Consider the following 25932-nt stretch of genomic DNA (forward strand, 5'->3'; position numbering starts at 1 on the left):
CTGCCACGGCCACAACATCTCGACATCAAGCATCTTGATATCAAGACACTTCTCGGGCAGAGTTGCTCCCCGTACGGACGAACCACCCTCACCACGGACGGGGAACACCATGCGCGAGCGCGCGGAGACGGAGGGGCTGCTGGCCCAGTTGCGACGTCCGCCGGGCGGGCGGGACGGGCGGACGATGCTGTGGACGCTGTTCGTCGACCGCACCGGAACGGGCGTCTGGGCGGCGGTCTGCGCGCTGTACTTCACCGAGCTGGACCGGCTGACGGCCGCCCGGGTCGGCCTGCTGCTGGGGGTGTCCTCGGTGGCGGGCATCGCAGGGACCCCGCTCGCGGGGCGGCTGGCCGCCTCGTACGGGGTGCGGCGGGTGCTGATCGGGTGCCACCTGCTGCGGGTGGCGGCGATGACGGCGGTGCTGGCCTGTTCGGCGTTCACGCCGCTGCTGCTGCTGGTCGCGCTGGCGACGCTCGGCGACCGGGCGGCCCGGGCGATGGAGATGCTGTACGCCACCGAGGTCGCGGGCGAGCGGCGCAGCGCGTACCGGGCGCTGTCCCGCACCGCGATGAACGCCGGGTACGCGGCGGGCGCCGGTCTGGCCGCACTGGGGCTGGCGGTGGGCACCGCGGCCGCGTACCGGGCGCTGGTGGTGGTCGACGTGGCCTCCTTCCTGGTCGCGGCCGCCCTGGTGGCCTCCCTCCGCGAACCGGCCCGGGCCGGAGCCGGTGCCGAGTCCGAAGCCGGGGTCGAAGCCGGTGGCGGGGCCGGTGGCGGCGCGGCCGAGCCCCGTCCCGCTGCGGGTGCCCCGTCCCGGCCCAGCCCCTGGCGGGACGCCGGGTACCTGCGCTTCGTCGCCCTCGACGCGGTGCTCACCATCGACGACGCGATCCTCAACGTCGGCCTGCCGCTCTGGCTGATCCACTCCACCCGGGCCCCGCACGCCCTGGTCCCCGCCTTCCTGGCGGTGAACACCGTCGTCGTGGTGCTGGCCCAACTGCGGGTCTCGGCCCTGGTCAGCACCGCCCGCCAGGCGGTCCGGGTGGTGCCGCTGTACGGGTTCGCGGTCCTCGGCTGCTGCGCGGCGGCGGCCCTCGCCCACTGGACGGGGGCGCTGGCCGCCTCGGCGCTGCTCCTGGTCGCGGCGGTGCTGGTGACGCTGGCCGAACTGGTCCGCTCGGTGGTCTCCTGGGAGCTGTCGGTGGCCCTGGCCCCGGAGCGGGCCCGCCCCGAGTACCTCGGCGTGGCCGGCATGGCCCACTCCACGGAGAAGGCGGCGGGCCCGCTCCTGCTCACCGGCGCGGTCCTGGCCGCGGGCCCGCTCGGCTGGCTCACCCTCGGCGCGGCCACCACCGCGGCGGCCTACGCCCAACGCCACTACGGCGCGGACCGCCTGGCCCTCACCCGCTGAGCCCGCCGGGCCGTCGGAACGTCGAGCCGCCGGACCGCCGGACCGCCGGACCGCCGGAACGGCACCCCTCAGGGCGTGGACGCGTAGCCGAGGTGGCACCGCACCCGGGTCGCCGCATCGGCGCACAGGGTCCGGCGCCCCCGATGGTCCCGGTCACCGGTGGCGGGCAGGGGAACCGTTCGCCGCCCGGTAGTTGCTGCCGCCCGCCCCCGCGCAAGGAGCCGAGGATCCGCGGCCAGGGCGGTGGGGAGCCGGGGCGGCGGGGAGCCAGTCCCGCAGGGCCTCCGTGAACCCGGCTCCGACCAGCGCGCCCCGTACCGCGTCGAGCCGGTCCGACCGGACGACCAGGTCGAGATCCGCTTGGGTCCGGGTCGTCCGCCCGATCAGGGCGTCCACGCCCCAGCCGCCGCCCACCCGGGCTGTCGCCCCTGCACCCTCGGGCGGGTCCAGCACTTCGAGTAGATCGGTTCCGTTCAGCGCCCGAGCGCTCTGACGACGCGGGCGGTCCGCCGCCACCGGGATACCCGCCTCGTCAGCTGAGCCCGGCGGCCGCCACCGGCCAGGTGAGGTCGGCGACCTCCGCCAGGACCGTCCCGTACAGGTCGCCGACGGTGGCCAGTGCCGCGGCGTGCAGGTGCGCTGCCGGTACGGTCCGGCCGTCCGGGCCCGGGAGCGGCCGGGTCGCGCAGGCTTCGGCGACCACCGTGGGCCGCCGGCCCTCGCGGAAGGCGCCCTGGGCGGTGGAGGCCACGCACATGTGGGTCATGAATCCGGCCAGCACCAGGTCGCGCCGCGGCCCGTCCGCGTCGAACCCGGCCAGCACCCGGGCCAGTTCGGTGCCGTGGAACGCGTCCGGGAAGGTCTTCACCACCACCGGCTCGCCCGCCGCGGGTGCGACCGGCGCACTGATCGCCCCGATCTCGGCCCGGATGTCGTAGGGCGTCCCCGGCCCGCCGTCGTTGACCACGTGCACCACCGGCGCGCCCGCGGCCCGGGCCGCCGCGAGCAGCCTGGCACCGGCGGCGAGCGCCTCCTCTGCGCCCTCCAGTGCCATCACGCCCTCCCGGTAGGTGTTCTGGTAGTCGATCAGCACCACCGTCGCGTCGGCGAGCCGCGGCGGTGTGCCGTCCAGCCCGATCACGGTGCGCAGTGTCGCGGACGTTTCTTGCATGCTCATGTCACAAATCTCCTTCTGGTTTTTACGGGGATTGGGTGCCCACGGTGCCCGCGGTGCCCACCCGGCGACCGTCCCGGCGGCCGTCCTAGCCGCCGTCCGCCACCCGGAAGCGCTTGCGGTACGCGGCCGGTGTCGTGCCCAGGCGGCGGCGCACCGTGCGGTGCAGGGTCTCGACGGAGCCGAGGCCGCTCGCGGCGGCCACGCGTGCGAGCGGTTGGTCGGTGCCCTCCAGCAGGCGCCGGGCGGCTTCGAGCCTCGCGGCTTCGACGTACGCCGCCGGTGTCGTCCCGGTCTCCTGCCGGAACACCCGCGCGAAGTGGCGTTCGCTGAGGCACATCCGGGCGGCCAGGGCGCTCGCGGAGAGGTCGGCGTCCGGGTGCTCGGCGATGTGCAGGCGCAGGTCGTCGATGTCCCGGCGGGAGGCGGGCGGGGTGCTGAGCGGGACGGAGAACTGGCTCTGTCCGCCCTGCCGCTTGAGGTACACCACCAGTTGTCGGGCGACGGCCATCGCGAGCTCCTCGCCGTGGTCCTCGGTGACGAGGGCGAGGGCGAGGTCCATGCAGGTGCTGATCCCGGCGCCGGTCCAGATCGCGCCGGAGCGGACGAAGATCGGGTCGGGGTCGACCGTCACCTCCGGGTGGTCGGCGGCGAGTTGGGCCGCCGTCGACCAGTGGGTGGTGGCGCGCCGTCCGTCGAGCAGCCCGGCGGCGGCCAGCAGGTGGGCGCCGACGCAGACCGAGGCGATCCGCCGGGCGGACGGTGCGAGCCGTCCCACCCAGGCGACCACGTCCCGGTCGATCCGGGCCCGGTAGCCCTTCCCGTCCGGTCCGGGTTCGACGGCGCCCGGCACCAGCAGGGTGTCGACGGGCCCGGCGACCTGGTCGAACGTCAGGTCGACGGCCAGCCGGACCCCGGCGGAGGTCCGGACCAGACCGTCCGCCGGTCCGGCCAGTTCCACCCGGTAGCCGGCCCGGCCGCCGCTCTCCCGGCCAGCCAGGGCGAACACCTCGGCCGGGCCGGTGACGTCGAGCAGGTCGACGTCCGGGAAGACCGCGATCACCACGCGGCGGTTGCTGGGCATGCCCCCATCCTCGGCCGCCCCGGCGGGTGTCCGCAATGACACCGTTCTGTCGGATCCGGCCATCACCCCGCCGGGTCCGCGGAGCCGGCCGCCACCCCGCCCGGTCTGCCGCCACCCCGCCCGGCCGACGGGCGCCCCGCCCACTCGGTGCCCCGCTCAGTCGGCGCCCCGCCCAGTCGGTGCCCCGCTCAGTCGGCGGGCGTCCAGCACCCGGCCGCGGCGGCCGCGGCCACGTGGTCCTCGAAGGAGCGGGGCGGGCGGCCGAGCGCCTGCTCGACGCCGTCGCCGATCTCCGCGCCGCGGCCCTCGCGGACGTCCGTGAGCAGCCCGGCCAGTCGCCGGGCGGCCTCGGCGGGGGCGCCGTGCGCGGTCGCGGCGGCGACGAACTCCTCGGCGGTGACGTCCTGGTGGCGGACCGTCCGGCCGGTGGCGGCGGAGATCAGGGCGGCGGCCTCGCCGAAGTCGATCGCCCGCGGGCCGGTCAGCCGGTAGGCGCGTCCGGCGTGCCGGTCGCCGTCCTCGGCGAGGGCCGCGGCGGCGACCTCGGCGATGTCCTCGGCGTCGACGAACGGGGTGCGCCCGTCGCCGGTGGGCAGGGCGAGGAGGCCGGACAGGACCGCCGGGCGCCAGAAGGTCTCGCTGAAGTTCTGGGCGAACCAGCCCGGTCGCAGGATCGTCCAGTCGACGCCGCTGTCCTGCACGGCCCGTTCGGCGGCCTTCAGCGGGTGGCCGTCGTCGGCCTCGTCGACGCCGTACGCGGAGAGCAGGACCAGCCGCCGGGCGCCTGCCGCGACCGCGCGGTCCACCAGCAGCGGGAGGCGTTCGCGCCGGTCGGTGCCGGGTCGCAGGTCGGGTTCGACGAGGTAGAGGGCCCGCGTCCCGTCGAGCGCGGGCGCCCAGCCCGCGGGGTCGTCCAGGTCGAGGCGGTGGCCGCCGCCACCGGCGCGGGAGACGTTGCGGGAGGCGGTGCGGACGGGGTGGCCCAGGGCGGTGAGGCGGCGGGCGACGCGGCGCCCGGTGGTGCCGGTGCCGCCGAGCACGAGGATCTCGTTCATGCCCCCAGCCAACCCCGCCGGGCCTGGACGTCCCATGGGTGTCCGTCCGCGTTCCCTTCGCGATCGTCCCGCGGGGCCGATCCCCCTCCGCCCGTGACGGGCGGCGGGCGGGGGCCTAACCTCGGCGGTCATGGACGTCCTGAGCGATCTGCTGCACCGGGCCCGGGCCCGGCACACCCGGGTGCACCAACTCGTCCAGCGGCCCCCGTGGTCGATGGCCTTCGCGGACCCGCCGCCGCTCACCGTCGTCGCCGCGATGGACGGCCCGGCCTCCGTCCGCCTGACCGGGCCCCCGCCCGGCGGTCCCGCGCTGCTCGGTCCTGCACTGCTCGACCCCGCGCTGCTCGCCTCCGGGGACGTCGCCCTGGTCCGCGGCAGTGCCGGGCCGTACGTCCTGGCAGACCGGCCGGGGACGCCTCCGCAGGTGCTGGTCCGGGGCGGGACGAAGCAGGTCCTCGACCGCGGCGCGGGCGCCGACCGCAGCCTCGCGCCGCGCACGTACGGGGACGGCCTGCCCGGGGCGACCACGCTGCTGCACGGCGCCTACCGCTTCCGCGGTGCCGCGGGCGCGCACCTGCTGGGGCTGCTGCCGCCGCTGACCGTGGTGCCCGCCGGGGACGGGACGGAGGCGGCCCTGCGGCTGCTGGCCGCCGAGACGGCCCGGGAGGTGCCCGGGCAGGAGGCCGTCCTGAACCGGCTGCTCGATCTGGTCCTGGTCCTCGCCCTGCGCGCCTGGGGCACCCGTCCGGACGCCGAACTGCCCTCCTGGCCAACCGCGTTGGGTGTCCCGGCGATCGGCGAGGCGGTCCGGCTGCTGCACGCCGACCCGGCCCGCCGCTGGACGGTCGCCGAACTCGCCGCCCGGGTGGGACGCTCCCGCACCGCCTTCGCCGCCCAGTTCACCCGCGTGGTGGGCGAGCCCCCGCTCGCCCACCTCACCGCCTGGCGGATGGTCCTCGCCGCGGACCTGCTCCGGGACACCGACGCCACCGTCGCCGCCGTCGCCCGCCAGGTCGGCTACCGGGACGCCTTCGCCTTCAGCACGGCCTTCAAGCGCACCCGCGGCCTCACCCCGTCCGCCTGGCGCGAGCTGCGGGAGGACTGACACCGGCCCCCAGTCCTCGCCCCCGTCCGGTCGTCCGGTCGTCCGGTCGTCCGGCGCAACGGCAGGGCCCCGGGGACGGGTGCGTCGTCCTCCGGGGCCCTGCCGTCCGCGTACGGGCGGGCGCGGTGGTCAGTAGCGCTCCTGGCCGAACAGGTCGACCCGGATCGGCTCGACCGCCTGGCCCTCGCCGGGCTCGGGGTCCTGCGGGGAGAGCGCGATCGCGATGCCCGCGACGGCGAGGACGACCATGATGCCGACGGCGAGCGGCAGGATGAACTGCGAGGCGGGCGTGCCGCCGCCGAGGGGGCGGCCGTCGAGGGTGACGGCGACGGCGGCCATCGCGGTGTAGTGCATGGCGACCACCGCGACGCCCGCGATCAGCGCGGCGCCGAGCGCGGACGACAGGCCCTTGACGTTGAGCGTCATCCACAGGGCGGCGGTGGCCGCGGCGACGGCGATCGCCACCGAGGCGACGACCAGCAGGGTGTCGTAGGAGACCGCGCCCTCGACCTGCATCGCGGCCATGCCGAGGTAGTGCATGACGGCCACGCCGCAGCCGGTGAGGAGGCCGCTGACCAGCAGGGTGCCGGTGCTCTTGCCCCGGTAGCCGACGATGCCGATGCCGAGGCCGACCACGACGACCGCCACCAGCAGGCTGAGCAGGGTGAGCGGGATGTCGTAGACCAGGCTGGAGGAGTCGACCATGAAGCCGAGCATCGCGATGAAGTGCATGGACCAGATGCCGCAGCCGAACGCGCCCGCGGCCAGCGCCAGCCAGCCGAAGCGCTTGTTCGGCCGCAGGGTCATGGCCCGCGCGGTGCAGCGCAGTCCGATCGCGGCGCCCACGCAGGCGATGAGGTACGCCACCACGGGATTCACCCACCCGTATTGAAAGCCGTCCAGGTGGGCCGTGGTGCCGTGGTTCATGAGGGTCCGATCGAAAACGTGTTCACGTGCGAGTTTGCCGCAGAGACAATACCGCCCAGTAGGACTTGGTCTGCACCAAGGTCCGTGTTCGGCCTTTACCCCGCCTTTCCCGCTCCTCCGCATTTCCGCTTCTCCGTTCTCCCGCGGCGGGGGCCCCGGCCCGCTGTGGCAGGCTTGCCGACCATGGAACAGCGCGCCGAAACCCCCGCCGGGCCCTCCGCCGAACCGCCCGGCCAACTCCCCGGCCCGCTCTTGGTGGTGGACGGCGCCAACGTGGTCGGCTCCGTTCCGGACGGGTGGTGGCGGGACCGCCGGGGCGCGGCCGAGCACCTGCGCGACGGGCTGGTGGCGGTCGCGGCGGCCGGAGTGCCGGGGGCGCCGGGGCCGTTGGCGGTGGTGCTGGTGGTGGAGGGGGCGGCGCGCGGCGTCGCGGGGGTGCCGGAGGTGCGGGTGGTGTCGGCGACGGGCAGCGGCGACGACCGGATCGTGGAGCTGGTCGCCGCGGAGTCCGCACTCGCCCCGGGCCGCCGGGTGCTGGTGGCGACGGCCGACCGCGGGCTGCGCGAACGGGTCGCCGCACTGGGCGCGGAGCTGCTCGGCCCGCGCACCGTCCGCCGCGACCCGCGTGCACCCCGGCCGACCGACCACCCGCCCGAGTGACCTTCCGGCCACCGGGCTGACGGTTCGCCGGGCTGGCGTGGTGTCAGCGTCCTTGCCCCACGGGCAAATCGATGGCCGGGACGACACCGGTTCGGGTGTTCGACGAGTCAGGCGGGCCGGGTGGTTCGACGCATCAGGCGAGTCGGGTCCGGGCGGCGGCCGGGCGGGTGCGGCCGCGGGAGCTGACCGCGGGACGGGTGGGGCGGCGGTCGGGTCGGGACGGCTGCTCGGCTCCGGCGCCAGCTCCAGCTCCGACCCCAGCCCCGGCACCGGCAGTCGGCGGGGTCGGGCGGGCGGCGAGGGCCGCCTTGAGCGCGCGCACCGCCAACAGGACGGCCACGGCGGCGAGTTCGGCGGGTTCGGTGGCACCGCGCGCGGCGGCGTCGCGCTGGCAGGCGGAGCACCAGACCGCGCTGGCCCGGCCGCCGTCGGGGTAGTCCAGGCCGACCGGCACCAGGTAGTGGCAGCCGCAGGCCTGGCAGACGAAGAGCAGCCTCACCGCTGCACCACCCCCGATCCCCCGCACACCGAGCACGGCGACCAGTAGCTGCGCTGCACCGGTTGCTGTCTCCCCTGCGGGTCGGTCTCCACGGAGTGTTCCGTCTTCTCCGTTCCGCGCGCCCCACCGCAACCGGGGCAGGTCTGCTGCTCAGCCATCGGTCACCTCCAGACCACAGACCGTAGCGTGCCGACCCCGTCCGCGACAGCCGTTCGCGCTCGGAGCACACCCGGGCTTTGTCCGTCCGCCGGGAGGGCGGCTGCCGAGGTGTCCTGACGGTGCGTCGGCCGTGCCGCACCGGGGGCTCGTGCGACGGCGGCGCGCGCCGGTGCGCTGCTCCGCGCGCCAGCGCGGCACCCCGTGCGCCGTGTCCGATTCCCGCCAGCCGGGCGGGCGGCGGTGCGCGATGATCACGCGCATGACCACGAACTCGCAGGGCGTCCGGATCGAGCACCGCGGCGCCGTCCCCCAGGTCCACCCCACCGCGTACGTCGCGCCGACGGCCACCCTGGTCGGCGACGTCCGGATCGGGCCGCGCGCCCGGGTGATGTACGGCGCGGTGCTGGACGCGGAGGGCGCGCGGATCGAGGTCGGCGAGGCCGCGGTGGTGTGCGAGCACGCGGTGCTGCGCGCCTCCGCCGTCGCCGCCGAGCAGCCGGTGCTGGTCGGCGACCACGTGTTCGTGGGCCCGCACGCGACCCTGCTGGGCTGCACCGTGGAGCGCGCCTGCTACCTGGCGGCCTCGGCCCACGTGCTGCAGGAGGCCGTGGTGGGGACCGGCTCGGTGGTCGCGGTGGCCGCCCTGGTGCACGCCCGCACGGTGCTGCCCCCGGAGTCCTTCGTCCCGCCGTACACCACGGCCGTCGGCGAGCCGGTGCAACTGCTGGCGCCGGGCGATCCGGAGCTGCCGCAGGCGATCGGGCGGCTCGGCTTCGCCGGGACGGCCTTCGGCGTCGACGCCGCCTGGACCGACCGCGTCGCCCGGCACGAGCAGATCACCGAGATCCGCTCGGCGGAGTTCGGCGCGCACCTGGACGACCACCCCGCCACCGACTGACCCGACGCGGGCCCCTCCGACGCCAGCCCCCTCCGACGCCCGCTTCAGCCGCCCGCTTCAGCCACCCGCGGGCCGCTTCGGCACGGCGTCAGGCGCGACCTCAGGCGCCGCACCCGACCCGGCGCCCGACGCAGCACCCCGCCCGGCGCCCGGTGCTGCGCCCGGCGTGGCGTCAGGAGTGGCGTCCGGCCAGTCCGCGGGGGACGCCTCGACGTCGTTGCCGCGCACCCAGACGGTGGAGACCCCGAGCAGTCGGCGCATCACCGCGAAGCCGCCCTCCCAGCCGTCGGGCAGCCGCAGGCGGCCGAACCGGACGCTGCCCGCGCTGAACCGGGTGTCGCTGCTCTCCAGCATGCCGGTCCAGCCGGGCAGGCCCATCTCCGGGACGTTGCCGGTCAGTTCGGCCTGGACCTGGATCTCCAGTCCGTCGGTCAGCAGCAGGGCGGGGCCCCGGTACACGGGTGAGGTCATGCCTAGAGCGTGCGGGAGGCCCCCGGATCCGCGCAAATCACGCAATCCTGGTGGATCCGGGTTGATCCGGGCGGGCCGAGACCGTTTCGTTGGGTGGAGTATTCCGTTCCGTGGCCATTCGGCCACCTTCTGCCACCCCTCGTCATGCAATATGACATTGCACAGCCGGGAAGGACTCGGCTGGCGTAGCAACGGGAGAACCCTCATGATCAAGCCCCTGGCCGTCCTGGCCGGTGCGGCAGCCCTGTCGGCGGCCCTCACGGTCCCGGCGGCGGCAACCACCTCCGACACCGCGCAGAGCACCACCGTGTGCAGCCCGTACGCCCTCCAGGGCGGCCTGGCCACGCACCTCTGCGCGGAGCGGACCGGTGACCAGGTCCGGCTGTACGGCACCCTCGCCCTGGCCGGCCCGCCCTCCCCCGGCACCCCGCTGCCGTACCGGAAGGACGTGACCGTCAGCCTGACCGGCACCGCCCCCGCGGGCACGATCAACCAGTACGTCCTGTTCACCGGTTCCAACCAGGAGATCGGCGGCATCACCGGCACCGTTCCCTGCGACGTCCCGGTCCGGGGCAGCTTCTCGGTGTCCTCCTACCCGCTGGGCCCCGACCCGGTCCAGCTCGACACCGTCGTCCCCTGCTGACACCCGCCGACCGGGTCGGCCCGCCCCTCGCCGGAGGGGCGGGCCGACCCCGGCGTTCCGTGTCCGCCCTCGGCGATACCGGTGCGTGGCGGCCCCGGGGCGGGGAAGGCTGACGGCATGGCAGCGCGCATCGAAGTCGTCCTGGGCGACCTCGCCGAGCAGGACACCGACGCCCTCGTCACCGCCGCGAACGAGTCCCTGCTGGGTCCTGTCCGGCCGATCTTGTCGGATCAGCGCGCGGCGTCGGGCGCCCGGCTGGGAGTGCCGGCGGAACGCCCTCGTACTGGATGTACTTGGGTGTTTCGCCGGTGCTTCCGGTGGCGACCCCGGCCTTCGACCTGTTCCCGCCCGTCCGCCACGTGATCCACACCGTCGGCCCGGTCTGGGACGGCGGCGGGTACGGCGAGGCGGAGACCCTGGCCTCCTGCTACCGCCGCTGCCTGGCCGTCGCCGACGGCCTCGGCGCCACGAGCGTGGCCTTCCCGGCGATCTCCACCGGCGCGTACGGCTTCCCCGCCGACCTGGCCGCCCGGATCGCCGTCGACACCCTCACCACCGCCCCCACCGCCGTCACCCTGGTCCGCCTGGTCGCCTTCGACGCCCCGTCCCGCGACCTGCTGCGCGCCGCCCTCGCCGAACACTGACCCCGCCGGGGCGGCGGATATTGCGTTGCCCGGTGCGGCGGGCGGGTGTTGGGTGGGCGGGTGCTGTTCCAGGAGGAGTTGATCGCGAGGGTCCGGCGGGCGTGCGAGGCGGACGGGGGGTTGGACGCTGCGCTGATGTACGGCTCGTTCGCCGCCGGGGAGGCGGACGAGCACAGTGACGTCGAGTTCTGGCTGTTCTTCACGGCGCGCAGGCGCGCCGAGGTCGATCCGCGGGCCTGGTGCGAGGCGATCGCGCCGCTGAGCTACGGGCTGCTGAACGAGTTCGGCTCGTACGTGGCGTTCTTCCCCGGCCTGGTGCGCGGCGAGTTCCACTTCGCGACGGTGGACGAGATCGCCGGGGTGGCGGGCTGGCCGGCCCGCGGCGCCGCGGTGGAGCGGATGCTGGTGGTGGACCGCCGCGGGGTGCTGGCGCCGGTGCTGGCGGGCCTGCCGCAGCGGTACGTGCCGCCGGTCGACGGCCCGGGCGTGATCGCGGAGTACTGCGACCCGTTCGCCAACTGGCTGGTGCTGGCCCTGCACCTGGCGGCCCGGGGCGAGGAGTTGCGCGCGTGGGACGCGCTCGGGCACGCCCAGCGGCACCTGCTGTGGATGGCGCGGCTGGCCGAGGAGTCGACGGCGCACTGGCTGACCCCGTCGCGCGGCGCCGAGCGCGAGCTCTCGGCCGCGACGGTGGCCGGGCTGCGGGCGGCCACCTGCGCCGCGGCGCCGCGGGAGCTGACGGGGGCGCTGCGCGGCGCACTGGAGCTGGGCCGCCGCCTGTGGCCGGTGATCGCCGCCCGGTACGGGCGCACCGCCCCGGTCGAGCTGTTCGCCGAGGTCGACGCGGCCCTGGCCCGCCGTACGGGCGCCTGACGGCGCCTCACCCCCCGTCCCCGGCCCCGCCCCCATCTCCGTCCCCGTCCTCGTCCTCCCCCTCGTCGAGGAGGCGGCGGACCAGCGCGTCGAGGTCGACGTGGTCCCGTTCGCAGCCGACCGGGACGACGCACTCGGTGCGGCGCAGGAAGGCGTGCAGGGCGTGGGCGGGGACGCGCAGCAGGGCGTCGGCCTCCTCGCCGTGCAGGGAGAGCAGGACGTGTCCGCGGTCGGGGCCGTGGCCGGGGGTGACGGACATGTCGCCGAGGCCTGCGGGGCGGGTCAGTCCGGCGAGCAGGACGTCGCGGGAGAGCGCCCAGGTGACGGGTTCGGGCAGGTCGACGTGGTTGTCGAGGTGGACGGTGTAGGGCTCGTCGGCGCGGTAGCGCAGGCGGGCGGCGACGGGGACGTGCAGCCCAGGGGCGAGGACGACCTCCACCACCAGGTGCACCGTGGGCCGGGTGGTGCTGCAGCGCTGCGGCGGGACGAGGAGCGGGTCGGGGCCGTCGGGGTCCTCCGGCTCCCCGTCCTCCGGCTCCCCGTCCTCCGGCTCCCCGTCCTCCGGCTCCGCGTCCTCCGGGTCGTCGTCCTCCGGCTCCGCGTCCTCGAAGGGGTTCACCGGGCTCCACCGCCGCCCGCCGCCCGCCCCGCACGGGGGAGAAACGATTCTTCACTTGCTCCGCGGTCACCCGCTGCGCGCCGCAGCGCCTCTCGAACGTGCACGTCAGGACAACGACGCCGGGCCCGATCGGTGACACCCCGTCCGCTCCGCCGTTCGTTCCGTCCCCGAACGGGCCCGCTGCGGCAGGGGAACCGCTAAGCCTGGGCGACCCGGCGCGCCAGGTCGTCCAGGTAGGCGTCCCCGTACGCGTCGGCCAGATCGTCCAGGTCGATCATCGGCGGGATGTCGATGACGGGCTGGCGCCCGACCAGGAACGCCACCGTCTCGCGGACGATCCGCTCCTCGTCGCCCCCGGCCAGGCCGGGCCGCTCCAGCACGCCGTCGGTGACCCGCACCTGCGTGGCCGCCTCGACCGGCCCGTCCGCGATCCGGACGAGGTACTCGCGGTCGCCCAGGGGCTCCACCCGGATGTCAACTGCCATGGCGCAGGTCGTCCTTCCGTCAGTGCTCGGCCGTGCGGCGGTCCCGACGCCGCGTCACCTGCCGGTTCTGCCGACGGGTGGCGGCCGCCTCCACCATACGACCTGTGCGCACCGCCGCCGCCCGCCGCCCGCCCGGAGCCCGCCGAGAGCCCGCCGGGCGTCAGCTCCGGTCGAAGCAGCGCTCCAGCTCGTCCAGGTCGTAGAAGTAGGAGCCCTTGGCGATCGGGTGGCAGCCGGCCTTGAACGCGGTCTCCCGCTCGTTGTAGAGCATCCGCACCAGGTGGCTCGGCTTGCCGTCGGCGTCGGTGGCGGACCGGTACAGGTCCCACTGGACGTTCGCGGCCATCGGGGCGACCTGCGCGCCGCGCCACGGGTTGTTCGCGTAGCTGTAGGGCTCGGCCGGGTCGGCCTGCTCGGTGCTGCCGGGCAGGCCGAGCAGGGCGGCCAGCGGCTCGATCTCCTCGGCGTGGGTGAAGCGCAGCACGGCGCCCGCGGTGCCGGTGCCGTCGGCCTCGTGCTCGGCCTGCGCGAACAGGTCGTCGAGCAGGACGCCCGCCATCTGGTAGGTGACGGTGCGTCCGGTGAAGCCGGGGCCCTTCTGGTAGAACTCCTCGGCGTCGTCGAGGTAGCCGAACCACTGGGCGTCCGGGGGCGTCAGGAAGCGGTCCAGGTCGGTGCCGCGGGCTTCGACGGCCAGGTCGGGCGCGGCGCTGTAGAGCGCGTACAGCGAGCGGGCGAAGGCGGTCCGCTGCTCGGTGGTGAGGGTGGCGGCGAAGGCGTCGGTGAACAGGCGGCGGACGGTGTGCCCGGCGGCCTCGGCGGTGCGCGGGTCGGCGTCGACCGCGGCCAGGGCGGCGGCGAGCTGCGGGTCGTTCGCGACGTACGCCCGGTAGGCGGCGTTCTGCGGCTGCTTGTGGAAGTACAGCAGGTCCTTGTCGGTGACCGGGGCCGCGATCAGGCCCGCGAGGGCGGGTTCGCCCGCGACCAGCCCGGCGGTGAAGGCGTCGGCGCTGGCGGTGGCCCGGGTGACGCCGGAGGTCTCGACCACGATCGGCTCGCCCCGGGCGGCGATCGAGTCGAACAGGCCGGGCAGCCGCTGCTCCATCCGCAGCGCGGTCTGCCGCTGCTCGTCGGCGCCGCGGGCGGAGAGGTTGCCGTAGCCGATCGAGGCGCCCGCGGCGAGCAGCGTCCGCACCTGCGGGGCGAGTTGGGCGCCGAGGCCGGTCAGGCCGCCCGCCTGCTCGGCCCGGGCGAGCAGGGCGAGGACGGCGTCGCCGTCCTCGCTGTCGCTCATCGCGCGGGAGCCGTGCCGGGCGACGTTCTCGGTGAAGACCGGCGTGTAGCCCGCGGGGACCGGCTGGTAGCGCGCGAGGGCCTGCTGCGGGGCGTAGGGGGTCTTGGTGCCGTAGCTGTCGCTGCGGGCCGGGCCGGAGGGGGCCTGGGCGTCGGCGGTGCCCGCGGTCGCGAGGGTGGCGGCCAGGGCGGTGGTCAGGGCGGCGGCGAGCGCGGCGGTGCGGTTCACGGTGGGGAGCCTCTCGGAGCGGGGCCGACCGGTCCGTCCCGGTCGACCGCCGTACCCTGCCAGCCCCGTTCGAACGGCTGCCCACCCGCGGCCGATCACCCGGTGTCCCCGGGGTGAACGCCGGTCCACGGCCCGGGTGGGGCGGGGGCACGAACGGGGACGGGGGGGCGGGGCCCCGGCCGGGTGCTGTCCGGGCCCCGGCCGGGAGTCTCCTGGGCCCCGGCGCGGGGCCGGGGCGCTCTTGCGGCTGTCAGCCGACGGCTGCTGTCAGCCGACGACCGCGACCGGGGCGTCCCAGGCGTTGCGGTCGACGGTGACGGTGGCGCCGCCGTAGGTCTCCTTCTGGTTGACCTGGTACTGGTGCGCGCGGCGGTGCCCGCTCCACAGGCCGGAGGAGAACGGGAAGCTGCCGGTGGTGTCGGCGGCGCCGTCGTAGCGGGCGTACCACATCGCGTCGGGCAGGTCGGGGGCGTTCTTCCCGGCGGCCGCGGCGATGCCCGCGGCGCTGGAGGAGGCGAAGCCGTAGAACCCGGCCCAGTAGCCGGAGCCGTGCACGGCGCGGTTCCAGGACTGGACGTAGGCGAGGACCGCGTCGGCGCAGGAGGTGTCGGCGGTGTTGTAGGCCTCGACGTCGAGGTAGAGGGTGCTGCCGGGGCGCATGCCGAGGGCGGCGGCCTTGGCGACGGCGTCCTTGCCGTCGGTGGTGCCGAGCGGGACGGCGGTGTCGGCGGTGAGCTTCTCGGGGCTGCTGCCGGTCTGGCAGGGCGGCTGGGCGCCGACGTACAGCGGGACGAGCTTCCAGCCGCTGCTGCTGACGGACTTGACCCAGTTGGCGGTGAGCTGGGGTTGGGCGCAGCCGCGGTTCTTGCCGCCGATGTAGACGGCGGCGGCGCCGTAGGGGCTGGTGCCGTGCCAGGCGTTCATGGTGGCGAGGCTGGGGGCGGTGCAGGTGTCGAAGGCCAGGCCGGTGAAGGTCGCGGGGGCGGTGCCGGGCTTGGCGACGGGCGCGGCGGGCGGGGCGGCGGCGCCCTTGGCCGTCGGGCTCGACCCGGCGGCGGACGCCGACGCCGACGCCGAGGCGGGGGCCGACGCGGACGCGGACGCGGAAGCCGAGGTCGAGGGCGACGCGGACGCGGAGGTCGACGGCGAGGCGGAGGCCTCGGCGCTCCCGCCGGGTACCGGCGTGCCGGTGCCGCCCTCGGCGGTGGCGGCGGGCGCGACGGCCGCGGGGTGCTCGTCCCCGCCCCCGGCGGCGGCGAGCGCGGCGGCGCCGGAGCCGATCACCAGGACGGCGGCGGCGGAGAGCAGGACGGCGCGGCGGTTGCGGGGGCGGCGTCCGGACGACTCGCGGGCGCGGTGGTGCGACACGTGCTCTCCACTGAGGGGGTCTTGTCGGGTGTTCCGCACACCATAACGGGTACTTGGTGAACCCTTTACCCTCCGTCCGGGCCGTGGGGGCGGCCCCCTAGGATGGGGGGCGAACTGTCCGAGTCGGGCGCGGGCGGCCGTGCCGGAGGGAGTCTCCCCATGGAGTTGGCGGGCGTCGACCCAGGGCGCGGCGAGGGCGACGAGCACGGGCGGCCGCGGCGCCGCGGGCAGGGCGAGCTGGCGACCGAGGTGCTGTCGGTGCTGCACCGGGCACCCGGGCCGGTCACCGCGTCCTGGGTGCAGGAGCAGCTGGGCGGCGAGCTGGCGTACACCACGGTGATGACCATCCTGTCGCGGCTGCTGGCCAAGCAGGCGGTGGTGCGCAGCCGGGCGGGCCGGGCGTACGTGTGGTCGGCGGCGGCGGACGCGGCGGGGCTGACGGCCCGTCGGATGCGCCGCCTGCTGGACACCGAACCGGACCGGGACGCGGTGCTGGCCTCCTTCGTGACGGCGCTGACGCCCGAGGACGAGCAGCTGCTGCGCTCGCTGCTGAACGCGGCGGAGTCCTCCCCGGAGGGCGGGAGCCGGGACGACGGGCGCTGAGCGATGGGCTTCTTCGTCTTCCTCCCGCTGGTGCTGCCGTTGACCTCGCTGCCGATCGCGCGGCTGGCCGAGCACCACCTGCACCCGCGCAACGCGGTGCGGCTGCTGTCCTGGATCGGCGTGACGATGGCGGTGTGCAGCACGCTGGCGCTGGGCCTGCTGTTCGTGGTGGGCACCGCGCAGATCCCGGGGAACCCGCTGCCGGACAGCTGGTCGGACCCGGAGATCCGGACGGCGGTGCCGTTCCACGAGGCGGTGGGTACGGCGGCGGTGGCGGGCCTGGTGACGGTGCTGACGGCCTGTGCGCGCTCGCTCCGCCGCCACCTGCGGATCCGGGCCCGGGCGCAGCGGGCGCTGGCCCCGGTGCCGCCGGGTTCGGAGCTGGTGGTGCTGCCCGACCCCGAGCCGTACGCGTACGCGGTGCCGGGCGGGCCGGGCCGGGTGGTGGTGTCGACGGCGATGATGGACAGCCTGGACGCGGACGAGCAGCGGGCGCTGCTGGCGCACGAGCGCTCGCACCTGGCCAACCGTCACCACCGCCACCTGCTGGCGGCGCAGTTGGCGAGCTGCGTGAACCCGTTCCTGCGGCCGCTGCAGAAGGCCGTCGGGTACGCGACGGAGCGCTGGGCGGACGAGGAGGCCGCCGGTTCGGTCGGCGACCGCCGCCTGACCGCCCGCGCGGTGGCCCGGGCCGCCCTGGTCACCCGCGGCAGCGGCCCGGCCCCTTCCTTCGCCGCCTTCGCCGCCCCGGGCCCGGTGCCCCGCCGCGTCACCGCCCTCCTCAGCCCCGCCCTGGGCGAGGCCTGGCCCCCGCCCGCCTCACCCGCCGGCCTGGCCGCGATGGTCGCGGCCGCGGGCACCGCGGTCTCGGCGGTCTCGGCCCTGAACGCGGCGGTGGCGCTACTGCTGCTGGTCAAGGCGGCGACACCCTGGTGAGGACGGGCTGCCGCCACCGCACCTGAAAGGGCCTCCGGCTGGGCGCTCAGCCCGGCGGGCAGGCGCTCGCCGGGCCACGGCGTGCAGCACCGAGCGGCCGTCCACCAGCACGACCTGCCAGCGCCTCCGGCCGGGCAGGTGCCGCGGCGCGCCGTCTCCCCCGCGGGCGCAGAACCCCCTGCGGCGCGGGGTGCCGAGGGGGTTCGCTCCTGGCCGGGCTCAGTCGACGCAGGGGACGCCGCCCGCCTTCACCGGTGGGCCCTGCATCTGCAGGGTGGCCGCCGGGGTGGGTTGGGCGGGGGCGGTGGGGTCGCCGGTGGTGGCGCCGGTGGCGTGGTCGGCGCCGAGGAGGATCTGGACGTGGCCGGGGGCGATCGCGGTGGAGGCGGTGGCGGTGGCGCCGTAGCGGGCGGCGATCTGCCGGGCGGCGTCCTGGGCACCGGTGCCGTACTTGACGGTGGTGGTCCTGGGGCGGGTGTCGGCGGTGCCGACCTTCCCGGCGCGGTAGCCGAGCGCTACCAGGGCCTTGGACTCCTCGCCCGCCGCGCCGGAGACCGGCGACCCGTTGAGCACGTCGACGGTGGCGTCGGCGGCGGGTGCCTCACTGAAGCTGAAGCTGGGGCTGGGGCTGGGGCCGGGGCCGGGGCCGGGGCCGGAGGCAGTGGAGGTCGCGGGGGTGGCGGGGGTGGCGGCCGGGTCGGCGTCGACGGGGTGCCCGAACAGCTGCTTGACGATCCGGCGGAGTTTCACCGGGTCGACCTGGTTGACCTCCTGGCCGCCGATGGTGGCGAACTTGTCGATCGGCAGGGTGTTGAACTCGACGTTGCCGCCGGTCAGGTTGGGCGCCTGCTGGACGAAGTCGAGGATCTGCCACTGGTCGTCTATCACCACGTCCTTCTTGACCACGTCCAGCAGGTCCTGCATCCTGCCGAGGTCGCCGATGACGCCCTCCTGCTTGAGCTTGTACTCGACGGAGGCGATGAACGCCTGCTGCCGGTGGGTGCGGTCGAGGTCGCCGTTGGTGAGGTTGTGCCGCTGCCGGACGAAGGAGAGCGCCTGGGCGGCGTTCAACTGGCTGACTCCGGCGGGCAGTTGGAGGCCGGTTCCGCCGCCGGGGCGGGTCACGTTGCCCTTGCTGTCGGTGATCCGGGAGACGATCGGGTCGTCGACGGCGTTGTTCAGGCAGACCGGGATCGGTTCGAGGGCCTTGGCGATGTCGTAGAAGCCGATCAGGTTGACCTCGGCGAAGTGGTCGATCGGGATGTCGAGCAGCTTCTGCACGGTCTGGATGGTGGCGGAGCGCCCGGCCTCCCGGCTCTGCTGCTCCAGTTCGGCGCCATTGAGGCCCTTGGCGCGCAGCTTCTCCTCGGCGGCCTCCTTGGCGTAGCCGTACGCCTCCTTGATCTTGTGCATCCTGCCGTCGGCGCCGTACGTCTGCACCCAGTCGTCGCGCGGGATGGAGACCGCCTGGGCCTTCCCGCTGGGCGGGATGTGGAGCACGATCAGCGAGTTGGTGTTGTAGCCGCCGATCTCGCTGGAGCCGGCGTGCAGTTCGTCCTGGACGAACTCCTTGGGCAGGTCGGTGCCGTCCATGTTCTTCCGGCTGTCCAGGCCGATGAGCAGGATGTTGACCGAGGAGTCGAGGTGTGCGGGCGCGTCCTTCCTGGCGTCGTCGAGGGCGCGCGAGCGGTTGACGGCGTTGAGCTGGCTGGTGGTGTACCAGGCGAAGCCGCTGGTGCCGAGGACGGCCAGGGAGAGGCAGCAGGCGACGGCGCGGCCCGCGATGACGCCGGGGCCGGGGCGGCGGGGCACGACCCGGCGGGGGCCCCGGCGTTCGGCCGCGGGGCGCCCGGTCGCAGGACGCCCGGTCGTGGCGCGTTCAGTCACGGCGGGCCCTCCGGGTGCGGAACCTGCGCAGGGCGACGGCCAGCAGGGCGGCGGCGAGGGCGGCGAGCATCCACGGGAACTGGGCGCTGACCAGTTTCAGGCCCTCGGTGCCCAGCCCGGCGCCGCGGTACTCGTCGCCGCGCGCCAGGTAGTCGACGCCTCCGGCCGCGGCCAGCGTCACCACCGGGGCGCCGCTGGCCACCCACCACCAGCCCGCCCGGCTGCTGACCAGTGCGGCCAGCACCGGCCCCAGCACGGCGCAGGCCCCGTACCCGGGGCCCAGGCCTGGTCCGGCCAGTTCGTCGGCGAGCGCGCCGAGCACGGGGAGGCCGAGCGCGGGCAGGACGGCGGGCATCCGGTTCGACGTCGGCGCCGTGCCGCCGCGTCCGGCCGCCCTCCCGCCCCGCCGCGCGTTCTCGCGCCCGCCTCCGCGGCCGCCTTCGCGTCCGTTCTCGTGCGCGTTCCCGCGCCCGCCGTCGCCGTCGCCGTCGCCGTCGGGGGCGCGCCGCTCGTCCCGGTGCGGGCCGCGCTGCGCGGGGACGGGGTGGCCGGGGGCGGCCGTCTCCTCCGTCCGCTGCGCCCGGCCCGCCCCGTCCTGCTCGTCCCGCCGCAGCGGTGCGTCGCCGCGCGCGCCGGCCGACCTTCGCCCCGTCATCGCCACCTCTCGTCCACTGCCGCGCCGCGCCTGCGGCATCCGACCGTTCCGGGCTACAGACGCGTGGCGGCCGCCCCCGGTTCCTCTACATGGCTGTAGAGGTTTGAGCGAAGCATACAAATCCGCTCCGGGTACGTAAGCTCGCCACAGGTCGCCGCCCGGCTCCGGGCGACAACTGGCAGAACGCGACAGCCCGGTGGCAGGACACGGCCGCCGGGCGTCCTCGGGTCCGGAAACCCCCGGCCGCACGTGCGAGAGAAGGAGTCACCGGTGGCGGAACGCGGCGCGAAGTGGCCGTGGGCGGTACTGGCGCTGGCCGTCCTGGGGATCTGGCTCTACGAGCGCGGCGGCGACCACGCCCCGCCGCCCGCCGCCGCCCCGGCCGCCGCCTCCTCCCCCGCGACCGGTCCGGCCTCCGCCCCGCCCGCCGCCTCCCCCGCCGCCTCGCGGCCCCCGGGCGACTACGCGCCGAAGTACTTCGCGGCCGAGGTGGAGCAGTACGCGGCCGAGGCGGGGGTCAACCCGCAGCTGGTGATGGCCGTCCTGTTCAACGAGGCGTACAAGCCGCACGGCCCGGACGTCGAGCGCGCCTGGCAGAAGATGAAGCCCGAGGCCTCGTTCGGCATCGCCAACATGCACCGCGCCGCCTACGAGGAGACCCGCCGGGGCCGCCCCTTCGCCGACCGCCCCTGGGAGGACCTCCCGGACGACCCGGCGCTGGCCGTCCGCGCCGCCGCCTGGCACCTGCACGACCTGGGCGCCCAACTGCCCGCCCGCCCGGCGACCTCGCTGAGCCGCGACGAGCTGATGGCCCTGGGCTACAACACCGGCGCGGGCAACATGCTGCTCTTCGCCCGCGGCACCAGGCCCGGCCCCGAGGCCCGCGCCTACCTCGACAAGCTGCACGACAACTGGTCCAAGTCCGCGGACGCCCTCGCCGCCCGCTGACGCCGCCGCCGTTACCGAATCGGGAGGACGTACTCCCCGGTCCGCCCGCCCGGCCCCGCCCGACCCCCCAGGGTGGCCGACGGACCATCAACTCGGCCCGGGGAGACGAACTGATGAGGGCCCAGCACCGGGGGGCCGGTCAGGAGACCGTGTTCGAGGTCGGTCCGATCGAGATGGAGTTCGAGGTCGAGCTCCGGGCGGACGCGACGGCGGGCGGGAAGTCCAAGGTCTGGGCGCTGTCCGCGGAGGCCGCAGGGAGCGTCTCCCGCGACACGACGCACCGGATCTCCTTCACCCTGCAGCCCCGGCGGGCCGACCGGACCGACCTCCGGATCTCCGGATCTCCGGATCTCCGGCGGGGACGACCGCGTGCGCGGGCCGGAGGACCTCACCGGCCACTACGAGAGCTGAGCCGCGACCGGGCCCGGGCGGCGGAGACCCAGGGGGGTGGAGCGCGTGCGGTGGCGGCCCGCCGGGGCACCCGGCCCGGTGGGCGGTGGCGCGGGCGGATAGGATGACGCTCCGTCAATTGCCGTCCACCGGAGGGTCACTGTGTCCGACGACCTGCTCATCGCGAAGATCAGCCACGGCTTCGACCACCTCGACGCCGACGGGGACGGGCGGCTGACCGAGCGCGACCACGTCCTGATGGGGCAGTCGGTGGCCCGCTCGCTGGGGCACCCGGCCGGGTCCGCGGAGGAGGAGCGGATCGTCGGGGCGTACGTGGCGATCTGGCGGGAGCTGCACCTGCCGCACCTGCCCGCGGGGGCGCAGGCGATGGGCCGGGCGGAGTTCCTGGCGTCCACCGCCTCGCTGGCCGACGACCCGCGGGCCGCGGGGGCGACCCTCGGGGCGCTGGCCCGGGCGTTCCTGGCGGTGGCGGATGCGGACGGCAACGGGCGGGTCGACGCGGACGAGTTCTTCGCCTTCCAGCGCGGCCACTTCCCGCAGCTGCGGCGCAGCGACGCCGACACCGCCTTCGCGCACCTGGACCGGGACGGCGACGGGGCGCTGTCCGCGGAGGAGTTCGAGAGCGCGATCGTCGAGTACTGGACGAGCCGCGACCCGGACGCCCCGGGCAACTGGTGGACGGGCAGCCCGCAGGGCGACCCGGCCCCGACCACGCTCTGAGCGCCCGTCCCCGGCGCCCGGCCGGTGAGCCGCCGGTTCCGGTTCGACCGGGCGGCGGCGCCCGGGGAACCCTGGCCGGCATGACGGAACACACTCTCGCGCCGACCGACGGCCCCGACGCGCTGGACGACCTGCTGGACGCGGCCCGCGCCGGGACGGTCGAGCGGGGTCACAACGAAGTCGCCACCGGGCACCTGCTGCTGGCGCTGCACGGGCAGGTGCCCGGTGTCGCGCCCGGCGCGCTGGCGGAGGCGGTCGGCCGGAGCCTGGCGGCGCACACCTGGTCGCGGTTCCCGGTACCGGCCGGCGAGTTCCCTCCGCTGTCCCGGTACGCGGGCGAGGTCCACCAGCGGCTGGCCGACGGCGGGCCCGGCCCGCTGGCAGCGCGGCTGCCGCCGGCCGTCCTGGAGTGCGAACCGTCCGGCCCGGGCCGCCTGGCGCTGCACGCGCTGGGCCTGACGACCCGGCGGGCCCACCGCGAGTTGGTCAGCGCTGCGGCCGGCCGGGTCTCGGCACCTGCCGGGCGGCGCGCCGGTGCCCGGCGAGGTCGGTCACGTCCCGCGTGGTGAGGGCGCGGACGGCGGGCAGGCCGGTCCCGAGCGAGGCGGCGAGGCGTTCGCGCACCTCGCGCGGGGTGCGCGGGCGCCAGCCGGGGCCGTCGCAGCAGCCGGACTCGAACCGGACACCGGCCCGCAGCAGCGCACCGAGCGCCCGCCAGGCGGCGGCGTCGGAGCGGCGCGGGACGTGCAGGTCCTGCCCGGCGTCGATCAGCGGGCCGCGGCAGCGCGGGCAGACCGCGGTGCCGCCCGCCCGCCGCTTGTAGGACGCGCGGCACGGCAGGCACACGTGGTGCCGACTGCCCGTCCCTCCTCGGAAGCACATGCCCGTCATCCTGACGCACCGTCACCACCTGCGGCAACGCGTTTTCCGGTGCTCCGCCCGGGCTGCGGGGCGGAGCGGCGTCCGGCGGGCACACTGGCGGCATGAACGATTCCCGCAACCGGGGCGCGGGCCCCGTGCCGCCGCCGGAGCACGACGAGGCGCACGGCGGGGGGCTGGGCGGGCGGTTGAACTGGCTGCGGGCCGCGGTGCTCGGGGCGAACGACGGCGTGGTGTCGACGGCGGGCCTGGTGGTGGGCGTGGCGGGGGCGAACGCCTCGTCCACCGAGTTGCTGACGGCGGGCCTGGCGGGGCTGCTGGCGGGTTCGCTGTCGATGGCGGCGGGCGAGTACGTGTCGGTGAGCACCCAGCGGGACGCGGAGCAGGCGGCGCTGGCGCAGGAGCGGCGGGAGTTGCGGCTGACGCCGGAGGCGGAGCTGGCCGAGCTGGCGGGCCTGTACGAGGCGAAGGGGCTGGAGCCGGAGCTGGCCCGGCAGGTGGCCGTGCAGTTGACCGCGCACGATGCGCTGGCGGCCCACGCGGAGACCGAACTGGGCATCGATCCGGACGAGTTGACGAATCCGTGGCACGCGGCGTGGGCGTCCTTCGCGGCGTTCACGGTGGGTGCGCTGCTGCCGCTGCTGGCGATCGTGCTGCCGCCGCAGTCGGTGCGGGTGTGGGTGACGGTGGTGGCGGTGCTGGCGGCGCTGGTGCTGACGGGGTGGGCGAGTGCCCGGCTGGGCGGGGCGGAGCCGCGGCGGGCGGTGCTGCGCAACGTGCTGGGCGGCGGGGTGGCGATGGCCGTGACGTACGCGGTGGGCGTGCTGCTGGGGGCGTCGACGGGCTGATCCGGGCACGCGCGAGGGGCCCGGCGCCGGGTGCGTCCCGGTGCGGGCCCCTCGGGGGCGGGCGGGGTCAGTAGCGCAGGTCGGCGGCGATCCGTCCGGCGTCGGAGAGGGTGCCGTCGGGGACGAAGCTGACGGTGGCGCCGGTGTCGAGGGCGCGTTCGATGACCTCGTCGACGACGTCCTCGCGGGCGCCGGACCCGCCCTCCTCGGCGGGGACGAGGTGGTCGCCGTCGTCGCGGGCGGTGGTGCGGAAGTTCTCCTCGACCACCAGCAGGGCGATCCGGCCCTCGGCGGCGGTCTGCCAGACCTCGTCGATCCCGGCGGCGAAGGCCGTCCGGCCGCGGGCCTTGTCGAGGCGGGCGAGGGCCTCGGTGATCTCCTGGTCGGCGTGCCCGCGGACGGCGGGCTCGACCGTCTGGCGGACGGTCTCGGCGGTGGCCTGGGCGAGGCCGCCGTGCGGGATCTGCGAGGTGGTGGCCTTGGCGATCGGGCCGACGGCGTCCAGCAGGGCGAGCGCGGGGGCGTCGCCGACCACGTACAGCGGGCGGGGGTCGGCGGCGAGGACCTTGCCGACGGCGGTGTCGGCCTGCCGCAGGAAGGTCTTGGTCTCCTCGTCGCGGAAGGTGCTGGGGGTGTCGCCGATCCGCTCCTGGCGCTCGGGGTCGGGGTTGTCGTGGACCCGCACCAGCGGGAGGCCGTGGGCCTTCTCCTCGGTGACGCGCTCCTGGTTGCCGCCCCACAGGACCACCCGGTCGGCGGCGACCGCGAGCACCCAGTAGGGGCGTTCGGCGATCTGCGAGGAGACCAGGTTGCGGGTGAGGAAGGTGTCGGACAGGACCACCCGGGCGGGGGCGGTGCGGCCGAGCGACCAGACCTGGTGCTCGCCGGGCGCGGCGAAGATCGCCAGGCCGTCCTCGGCGTGCACCAGGTCGACCTCGGCGAGCGCCTTGTCGAGCTGCTCCAGGACGTCGATCCGGTCGGCGCGGGAGACCTCGGGATCGGCCTGGACCTTCTCCTTCGCCTCCGCCACCAGGTTGCGCAGGCGCACCGGGTCCTGCGCGTTGTCCGGCTCGCGGCGGTGCGTGGGCATCAGGATCGACACCGCCGGGTAGGGGCGGGGCCGGCGCAGCTCGGCGAGGACGGCGGGGCTGAGGGCGGGGTGCATGGAGACCCTTTCCGAAGGCGGTTCGGCCTTCTGTGCGTGGACGCGCGAAGCCTGTGTTCTGCTCCCGAATGTCCCAAATGTACCTATTTGCCCTCCGGGACGTCGAACCGCCGGGCGCGGCGGCGGGCCAGTTGGTGGACGGCGACCAGGACGACCGCGCCGAGGGCGTAGCCGAGCAGGTCGGGCAGGTCGAAGGTGGTGCCCAGGACGAGCCGGCTGAGCCGGCTGCTCCGTCCGAGGTCGGCGGGCAGCCCGCTGGCCTGGAACAGCTCCACCGCCCAGCTGGCGGCCAGCGCGGTGCCGCCCGCGGTCCACGGGCCGAGGCGGGGAGCGGCGGCCACCAGCACGGTGTACAGCAACGCCGTGTACAGCGCCCCGCCGAGCAGGGCGGCCGCGCGCTGCGGCGCCGACGCGGGCAGCACCAGCCCGAGCAGCAGTACGGCGGCCGCGCCCGCCAGCCAGCACATCCGGGCCCGTCGCTCCCCCGGCGGCCCGGCGGAGCGCCGGGCGGCACCCCGCGGGACGCTCGGCGCGGGGCCCGGTTCGGCGCCCGGTCCGGTGCTCGGTGCGGCGCCCGGTCCGGCGCCCGGTTCGGCCTCCCGATGGGCCGTCACTTCCGGTGCGGGGGGCGCCCGGTGGCCTTCGGGGCGGGGGTTCGATCGGTGCGGCGGACGCCGGTCGGTGGTGCGCATCCGCACAGCCCATCACACGGGCCGGGCCGCACCGTCGCCGGGGCGGACCCTACGGTGGGGGCATGCGGACCATCGAGTTGACCTGCGACCCGGCCTTCGACCGGGCGGTGCGGACGGTGTGGCGGCAGCTGGCCGACGGCGGGGTGGACTCGCTCGCGGACAACCCGCACCCGGGGCACCGCCCGCACCTGACCCTGGCGGTGTGCGGGGGGATCGCGCCGGACCGGCTGGCGGCGGTGGACGAACTCCTGTCCGGTGCACTGCCGTTGCGGGTGCGGCTGTCGGGCCTGCTGTCCTTCGCCGCGCGCAGCCGCCGCCGGGTGCTGTCCTGGGGCGTGGTGCCGGGCCCGGAGCTGGTCGACCTGCACCGCGAGGTGTGGCGGCTGCTGGCGGACGAGCCGGACCCCGACCCGCTGTACCTGCCGGGCCGTTGGATGCCGCACCTGGGCCTGACCCGCCGGGTGGAGCCGGACGCCCTGGCGCTGGCGCACCGGCTGCTGGGCCGCCATCCGGACCTGGTCGGGGTGTTCGACGCGGCCCGCTCCTTCGACGCGGACAGTCGGTCGACCGTCCCGCTCGGTGCCTGACGGC

At 76.0% G+C, this 25932-nt stretch carries 31 protein-coding genes; 15 read left to right on the forward strand and 16 right to left on the reverse strand.

The annotated features are described in order from the left end of the window. The first annotated feature begins 109 nt into the window (after positions 1-109). Positions 110-1411, forward strand: a complete 1302-nt coding sequence (locus OO57_RS10870) for an MFS transporter (RefSeq protein ID WP_033252136.1) — start codon at positions 110-112, stop codon at positions 1409-1411. Between the two features lie 153 nt (positions 1412-1564). Here the strand turns inward: OO57_RS10870 and OO57_RS47360 are convergent, their stop codons facing one another. The 4 genes from OO57_RS47360 to OO57_RS10890 form a co-directional block, all read right to left on the reverse strand. Then, complete coding sequence (locus OO57_RS47360; protein ID WP_418909878.1) at positions 1565-1927, reverse strand: nucleotidyltransferase domain-containing protein; 363 nt, start codon at positions 1925-1927, stop codon at positions 1565-1567. Positions 1928-1943: 16 nt separating this feature from the next. Further along, entirely contained in the window at positions 1944-2588 is a 645-nt protein-coding gene (locus tag OO57_RS10880) for an isochorismatase family protein (protein WP_033252138.1), read from the reverse strand. An 85-nt stretch (positions 2589-2673) separates the two neighbouring features. Continuing rightward, the gene (locus OO57_RS10885; RefSeq protein ID WP_033252139.1) at positions 2674-3669 is read right to left on the reverse strand and encodes a GlxA family transcriptional regulator; all 996 of its coding nucleotides are present in this window, start codon (positions 3667-3669) and stop codon (positions 2674-2676) included. Positions 3670-3857: 188 nt separating this feature from the next. Then, a complete protein-coding gene (locus OO57_RS10890; protein WP_033252140.1) occupies positions 3858-4724 on the reverse strand; it encodes an NAD(P)H-binding protein in 867 nt (288 codons plus the stop codon). A 130-nt stretch (positions 4725-4854) separates the two neighbouring features. Between OO57_RS10890 and OO57_RS10895 the strand changes: the two genes are divergently transcribed. Continuing rightward, complete coding sequence (locus OO57_RS10895; RefSeq protein ID WP_033252141.1) at positions 4855-5829, forward strand: AraC family transcriptional regulator; 975 nt, start codon at positions 4855-4857, stop codon at positions 5827-5829. 129 nt (positions 5830-5958) lie between these two features. Here OO57_RS10895 and OO57_RS10900 read toward each other — a convergent pair whose 3' ends face one another. Further along, entirely contained in the window at positions 5959-6756 is a 798-nt protein-coding gene (locus OO57_RS10900) for an MHYT domain-containing protein (protein WP_033252142.1), read from the reverse strand. A gap of 183 nt (positions 6757-6939) precedes the next feature. On the opposite strand from OO57_RS10900, the gene OO57_RS10905 reads away from it, so the two are divergent. Beyond that, positions 6940-7416: an NTP pyrophosphohydrolase gene (locus tag OO57_RS10905; RefSeq protein ID WP_234337300.1), complete on the forward strand. Its 477-nt coding sequence runs from the start codon at positions 6940-6942 to the stop codon at positions 7414-7416. A 133-nt stretch (positions 7417-7549) separates the two neighbouring features. Here the strand turns inward: OO57_RS10905 and OO57_RS10910 are convergent, their stop codons facing one another. After that, the gene (locus OO57_RS10910) at positions 7550-7915 is read right to left on the reverse strand and encodes a hypothetical protein (RefSeq protein ID WP_033252143.1); all 366 of its coding nucleotides are present in this window, start codon (positions 7913-7915) and stop codon (positions 7550-7552) included. A 418-nt stretch (positions 7916-8333) separates the two neighbouring features. Between OO57_RS10910 and OO57_RS10915 the strand changes: the two genes are divergently transcribed. Next, complete coding sequence (locus OO57_RS10915; RefSeq protein WP_033252144.1) at positions 8334-8972, forward strand: gamma carbonic anhydrase family protein; 639 nt, start codon at positions 8334-8336, stop codon at positions 8970-8972. A 57-nt stretch (positions 8973-9029) separates the two neighbouring features. Here the strand turns inward: OO57_RS10915 and OO57_RS10920 are convergent, their stop codons facing one another. Beyond that, complete coding sequence (locus tag OO57_RS10920) at positions 9030-9443, reverse strand: hypothetical protein (protein WP_158715085.1); 414 nt, start codon at positions 9441-9443, stop codon at positions 9030-9032. 205 nt (positions 9444-9648) lie between these two features. Here OO57_RS10920 and OO57_RS10925 point away from each other — a divergent pair, with 205 nt between their 5' ends. From OO57_RS10925 to OO57_RS39340, 3 genes are all read left to right on the forward strand, one after another. Further along, a complete protein-coding gene (locus OO57_RS10925) occupies positions 9649-10086 on the forward strand; it encodes a hypothetical protein (RefSeq protein WP_033252146.1) in 438 nt (145 codons plus the stop codon). Positions 10087-10403: 317 nt separating this feature from the next. After that, positions 10404-10730 (forward strand): macro domain-containing protein, encoded by a 327-nt coding sequence (locus tag OO57_RS10930; RefSeq protein ID WP_418909879.1) that lies wholly within the window; start codon positions 10404-10406, stop codon positions 10728-10730. Positions 10731-10790: 60 nt separating this feature from the next. Then, a complete protein-coding gene (locus OO57_RS39340; protein ID WP_051777171.1) occupies positions 10791-11603 on the forward strand; it encodes a hypothetical protein in 813 nt (270 codons plus the stop codon). A 7-nt stretch (positions 11604-11610) separates the two neighbouring features. On the opposite strand, the gene OO57_RS39345 is transcribed toward OO57_RS39340, so the two are convergent. From OO57_RS39345 to OO57_RS47365, 4 genes are all read right to left on the reverse strand, one after another. Next, positions 11611-12222 (reverse strand): SsgA family sporulation/cell division regulator, encoded by a 612-nt coding sequence (locus OO57_RS39345; RefSeq protein WP_051777174.1) that lies wholly within the window; start codon positions 12220-12222, stop codon positions 11611-11613. A gap of 197 nt (positions 12223-12419) precedes the next feature. Continuing rightward, entirely contained in the window at positions 12420-12707 is a 288-nt protein-coding gene (locus OO57_RS10945; RefSeq protein WP_033252147.1) for a hypothetical protein, read from the reverse strand. A gap of 160 nt (positions 12708-12867) precedes the next feature. Beyond that, positions 12868-14229 carry a histidine-type phosphatase gene (locus OO57_RS10950; protein ID WP_033252148.1) on the reverse strand — a complete coding sequence of 454 codons (1362 nt, stop codon included), beginning with the start codon at positions 14227-14229 and terminating at the stop codon, positions 12868-12870. Positions 14230-14496: 267 nt separating this feature from the next. Beyond that, positions 14497-15597, reverse strand: coding sequence for a glycoside hydrolase domain-containing protein (locus OO57_RS47365; RefSeq protein WP_418909880.1), 1101 nt, complete (start codon positions 15595-15597; stop codon positions 14497-14499). A 159-nt stretch (positions 15598-15756) separates the two neighbouring features. Here OO57_RS47365 and OO57_RS10960 point away from each other — a divergent pair, with 159 nt between their 5' ends. Next, a complete protein-coding gene (locus OO57_RS10960; protein WP_051777180.1) occupies positions 15757-16200 on the forward strand; it encodes a BlaI/MecI/CopY family transcriptional regulator in 444 nt (147 codons plus the stop codon). Between the two features lie 3 nt (positions 16201-16203). Continuing rightward, positions 16204-17136 (forward strand): M56 family metallopeptidase, encoded by a 933-nt coding sequence (locus OO57_RS10965; RefSeq protein ID WP_033252149.1) that lies wholly within the window; start codon positions 16204-16206, stop codon positions 17134-17136. A 219-nt stretch (positions 17137-17355) separates the two neighbouring features. Here the strand turns inward: OO57_RS10965 and OO57_RS10970 are convergent, their stop codons facing one another. Both OO57_RS10970 and OO57_RS10975 read right to left on the reverse strand, forming a co-directional pair. Beyond that, the gene (locus OO57_RS10970) at positions 17356-19023 is read right to left on the reverse strand and encodes an LCP family protein (RefSeq protein ID WP_234337301.1); all 1668 of its coding nucleotides are present in this window, start codon (positions 19021-19023) and stop codon (positions 17356-17358) included. Continuing rightward, complete coding sequence (locus tag OO57_RS10975) at positions 19016-19678, reverse strand: DUF6542 domain-containing protein (RefSeq protein WP_033252150.1); 663 nt, start codon at positions 19676-19678, stop codon at positions 19016-19018. Before OO57_RS10975 ends, OO57_RS10970 begins: the two co-directional genes overlap by 8 nt. A 270-nt stretch (positions 19679-19948) precedes the next feature. Here OO57_RS10975 and OO57_RS44655 point away from each other — a divergent pair, with 270 nt between their 5' ends. The 4 genes from OO57_RS44655 to OO57_RS10995 all read left to right on the forward strand — a co-directional run bounded on the left by OO57_RS44655 (position 19949) and on the right by OO57_RS10995 (position 22326). Next, on the forward strand, positions 19949-20626 hold the full coding sequence (locus OO57_RS44655; RefSeq protein ID WP_033252151.1) for a lytic transglycosylase domain-containing protein: 678 nt from the start codon (positions 19949-19951) through the stop codon (positions 20624-20626). 113 nt (positions 20627-20739) lie between these two features. Continuing rightward, complete coding sequence (locus tag OO57_RS45355; RefSeq protein ID WP_234337302.1) at positions 20740-21144, forward strand: trypco2 family protein; 405 nt, start codon at positions 20740-20742, stop codon at positions 21142-21144. 34 nt (positions 21145-21178) lie between these two features. Next, on the forward strand, positions 21179-21757 hold the full coding sequence (locus OO57_RS46730; protein ID WP_033252152.1) for an EF-hand domain-containing protein: 579 nt from the start codon (positions 21179-21181) through the stop codon (positions 21755-21757). A gap of 80 nt (positions 21758-21837) precedes the next feature. Continuing rightward, a complete protein-coding gene (locus tag OO57_RS10995) occupies positions 21838-22326 on the forward strand; it encodes a Clp protease N-terminal domain-containing protein (RefSeq protein WP_033252153.1) in 489 nt (162 codons plus the stop codon). On the opposite strand, the gene OO57_RS11000 is transcribed toward OO57_RS10995, so the two are convergent. Further along, entirely contained in the window at positions 22244-22639 is a 396-nt protein-coding gene (locus OO57_RS11000) for a hypothetical protein (RefSeq protein WP_033252154.1), read from the reverse strand. The two genes, OO57_RS10995 and OO57_RS11000, sit on opposite strands and share 83 nt — an antisense overlap. Positions 22640-22740: 101 nt before the next feature. Here OO57_RS11000 and OO57_RS11005 point away from each other — a divergent pair, with 101 nt between their 5' ends. Next, entirely contained in the window at positions 22741-23484 is a 744-nt protein-coding gene (locus OO57_RS11005; protein WP_051777186.1) for a VIT1/CCC1 transporter family protein, read from the forward strand. A gap of 67 nt (positions 23485-23551) precedes the next feature. Here OO57_RS11005 and OO57_RS11010 read toward each other — a convergent pair whose 3' ends face one another. Both OO57_RS11010 and OO57_RS11015 read right to left on the reverse strand, forming a co-directional pair. Continuing rightward, a complete protein-coding gene (locus OO57_RS11010; RefSeq protein WP_033252155.1) occupies positions 23552-24649 on the reverse strand; it encodes a hypothetical protein in 1098 nt (365 codons plus the stop codon). A gap of 83 nt (positions 24650-24732) precedes the next feature. After that, positions 24733-25116: a DUF2809 domain-containing protein gene (locus OO57_RS11015; protein WP_051777189.1), complete on the reverse strand. Its 384-nt coding sequence runs from the start codon at positions 25114-25116 to the stop codon at positions 24733-24735. A gap of 287 nt (positions 25117-25403) precedes the next feature. Between OO57_RS11015 and OO57_RS11020 the strand changes: the two genes are divergently transcribed. Then, positions 25404-25928, forward strand: a complete 525-nt coding sequence (locus OO57_RS11020; RefSeq protein WP_033252156.1) for a 2'-5' RNA ligase family protein — start codon at positions 25404-25406, stop codon at positions 25926-25928. The last annotated feature ends 4 nt before the right edge of the window (positions 25929-25932 follow it).

It is taken from the genome of Kitasatospora phosalacinea (assembly GCF_000717185.1).
Classification (GTDB): domain Bacteria; phylum Actinomycetota; class Actinomycetes; order Streptomycetales; family Streptomycetaceae; genus Kitasatospora; species Kitasatospora phosalacinea_A.

Bases quoted from the DNA above. Each gene is read 5' to 3' on its own strand.
- OO57_RS10870 (WP_033252136.1), top strand. From the start codon at position 110: ATGCGCGAGCGCGCGGAGACGGAGGGGCTGCTGGCCCAGTTGCGACGT.
- OO57_RS10880 (WP_033252138.1), bottom strand. From the start codon at position 2,588: ATGAGCATGCAAGAAACGTCCGCGACACTGCGCACCGTGATCGGGCTG.
- OO57_RS10885 (WP_033252139.1), bottom strand. From the start codon at position 3,669: ATGCCCAGCAACCGCCGCGTGGTGATCGCGGTCTTCCCGGACGTCGAC.
- OO57_RS10890 (WP_033252140.1), bottom strand. From the start codon at position 4,724: ATGAACGAGATCCTCGTGCTCGGCGGCACCGGCACCACCGGGCGCCGC.
- OO57_RS10895 (WP_033252141.1), top strand. From the start codon at position 4,855: ATGGACGTCCTGAGCGATCTGCTGCACCGGGCCCGGGCCCGGCACACC.
- OO57_RS10900 (WP_033252142.1), bottom strand. From the start codon at position 6,756: ATGAACCACGGCACCACGGCCCACCTGGACGGCTTTCAATACGGGTGG.
- OO57_RS10905 (WP_234337300.1), top strand. From the start codon at position 6,940: ATGGAACAGCGCGCCGAAACCCCCGCCGGGCCCTCCGCCGAACCGCCC.
- OO57_RS10915 (WP_033252144.1), top strand. From the start codon at position 8,334: ATGACCACGAACTCGCAGGGCGTCCGGATCGAGCACCGCGGCGCCGTC.
- OO57_RS10920 (WP_158715085.1), bottom strand. From the start codon at position 9,443: ATGACCTCACCCGTGTACCGGGGCCCCGCCCTGCTGCTGACCGACGGA.
- OO57_RS10925 (WP_033252146.1), top strand. From the start codon at position 9,649: ATGATCAAGCCCCTGGCCGTCCTGGCCGGTGCGGCAGCCCTGTCGGCG.
- OO57_RS10945 (WP_033252147.1), bottom strand. From the start codon at position 12,707: ATGGCAGTTGACATCCGGGTGGAGCCCCTGGGCGACCGCGAGTACCTC.
- OO57_RS10960 (WP_051777180.1), top strand. From the start codon at position 15,757: ATGGAGTTGGCGGGCGTCGACCCAGGGCGCGGCGAGGGCGACGAGCAC.
- OO57_RS10965 (WP_033252149.1), top strand. From the start codon at position 16,204: ATGGGCTTCTTCGTCTTCCTCCCGCTGGTGCTGCCGTTGACCTCGCTG.
- OO57_RS10975 (WP_033252150.1), bottom strand. From the start codon at position 19,678: ATGACGGGGCGAAGGTCGGCCGGCGCGCGCGGCGACGCACCGCTGCGG.
- OO57_RS45355 (WP_234337302.1), top strand. From the start codon at position 20,740: ATGAGGGCCCAGCACCGGGGGGCCGGTCAGGAGACCGTGTTCGAGGTC.
- OO57_RS10995 (WP_033252153.1), top strand. From the start codon at position 21,838: ATGACGGAACACACTCTCGCGCCGACCGACGGCCCCGACGCGCTGGAC.
- OO57_RS11000 (WP_033252154.1), bottom strand. From the start codon at position 22,639: ATGTGCTTCCGAGGAGGGACGGGCAGTCGGCACCACGTGTGCCTGCCG.
- OO57_RS11005 (WP_051777186.1), top strand. From the start codon at position 22,741: ATGAACGATTCCCGCAACCGGGGCGCGGGCCCCGTGCCGCCGCCGGAG.
- OO57_RS11010 (WP_033252155.1), bottom strand. From the start codon at position 24,649: ATGCACCCCGCCCTCAGCCCCGCCGTCCTCGCCGAGCTGCGCCGGCCC.
- OO57_RS11015 (WP_051777189.1), bottom strand. From the start codon at position 25,116: ATGTGCTGGCTGGCGGGCGCGGCCGCCGTACTGCTGCTCGGGCTGGTG.
- OO57_RS11020 (WP_033252156.1), top strand. From the start codon at position 25,404: ATGCGGACCATCGAGTTGACCTGCGACCCGGCCTTCGACCGGGCGGTG.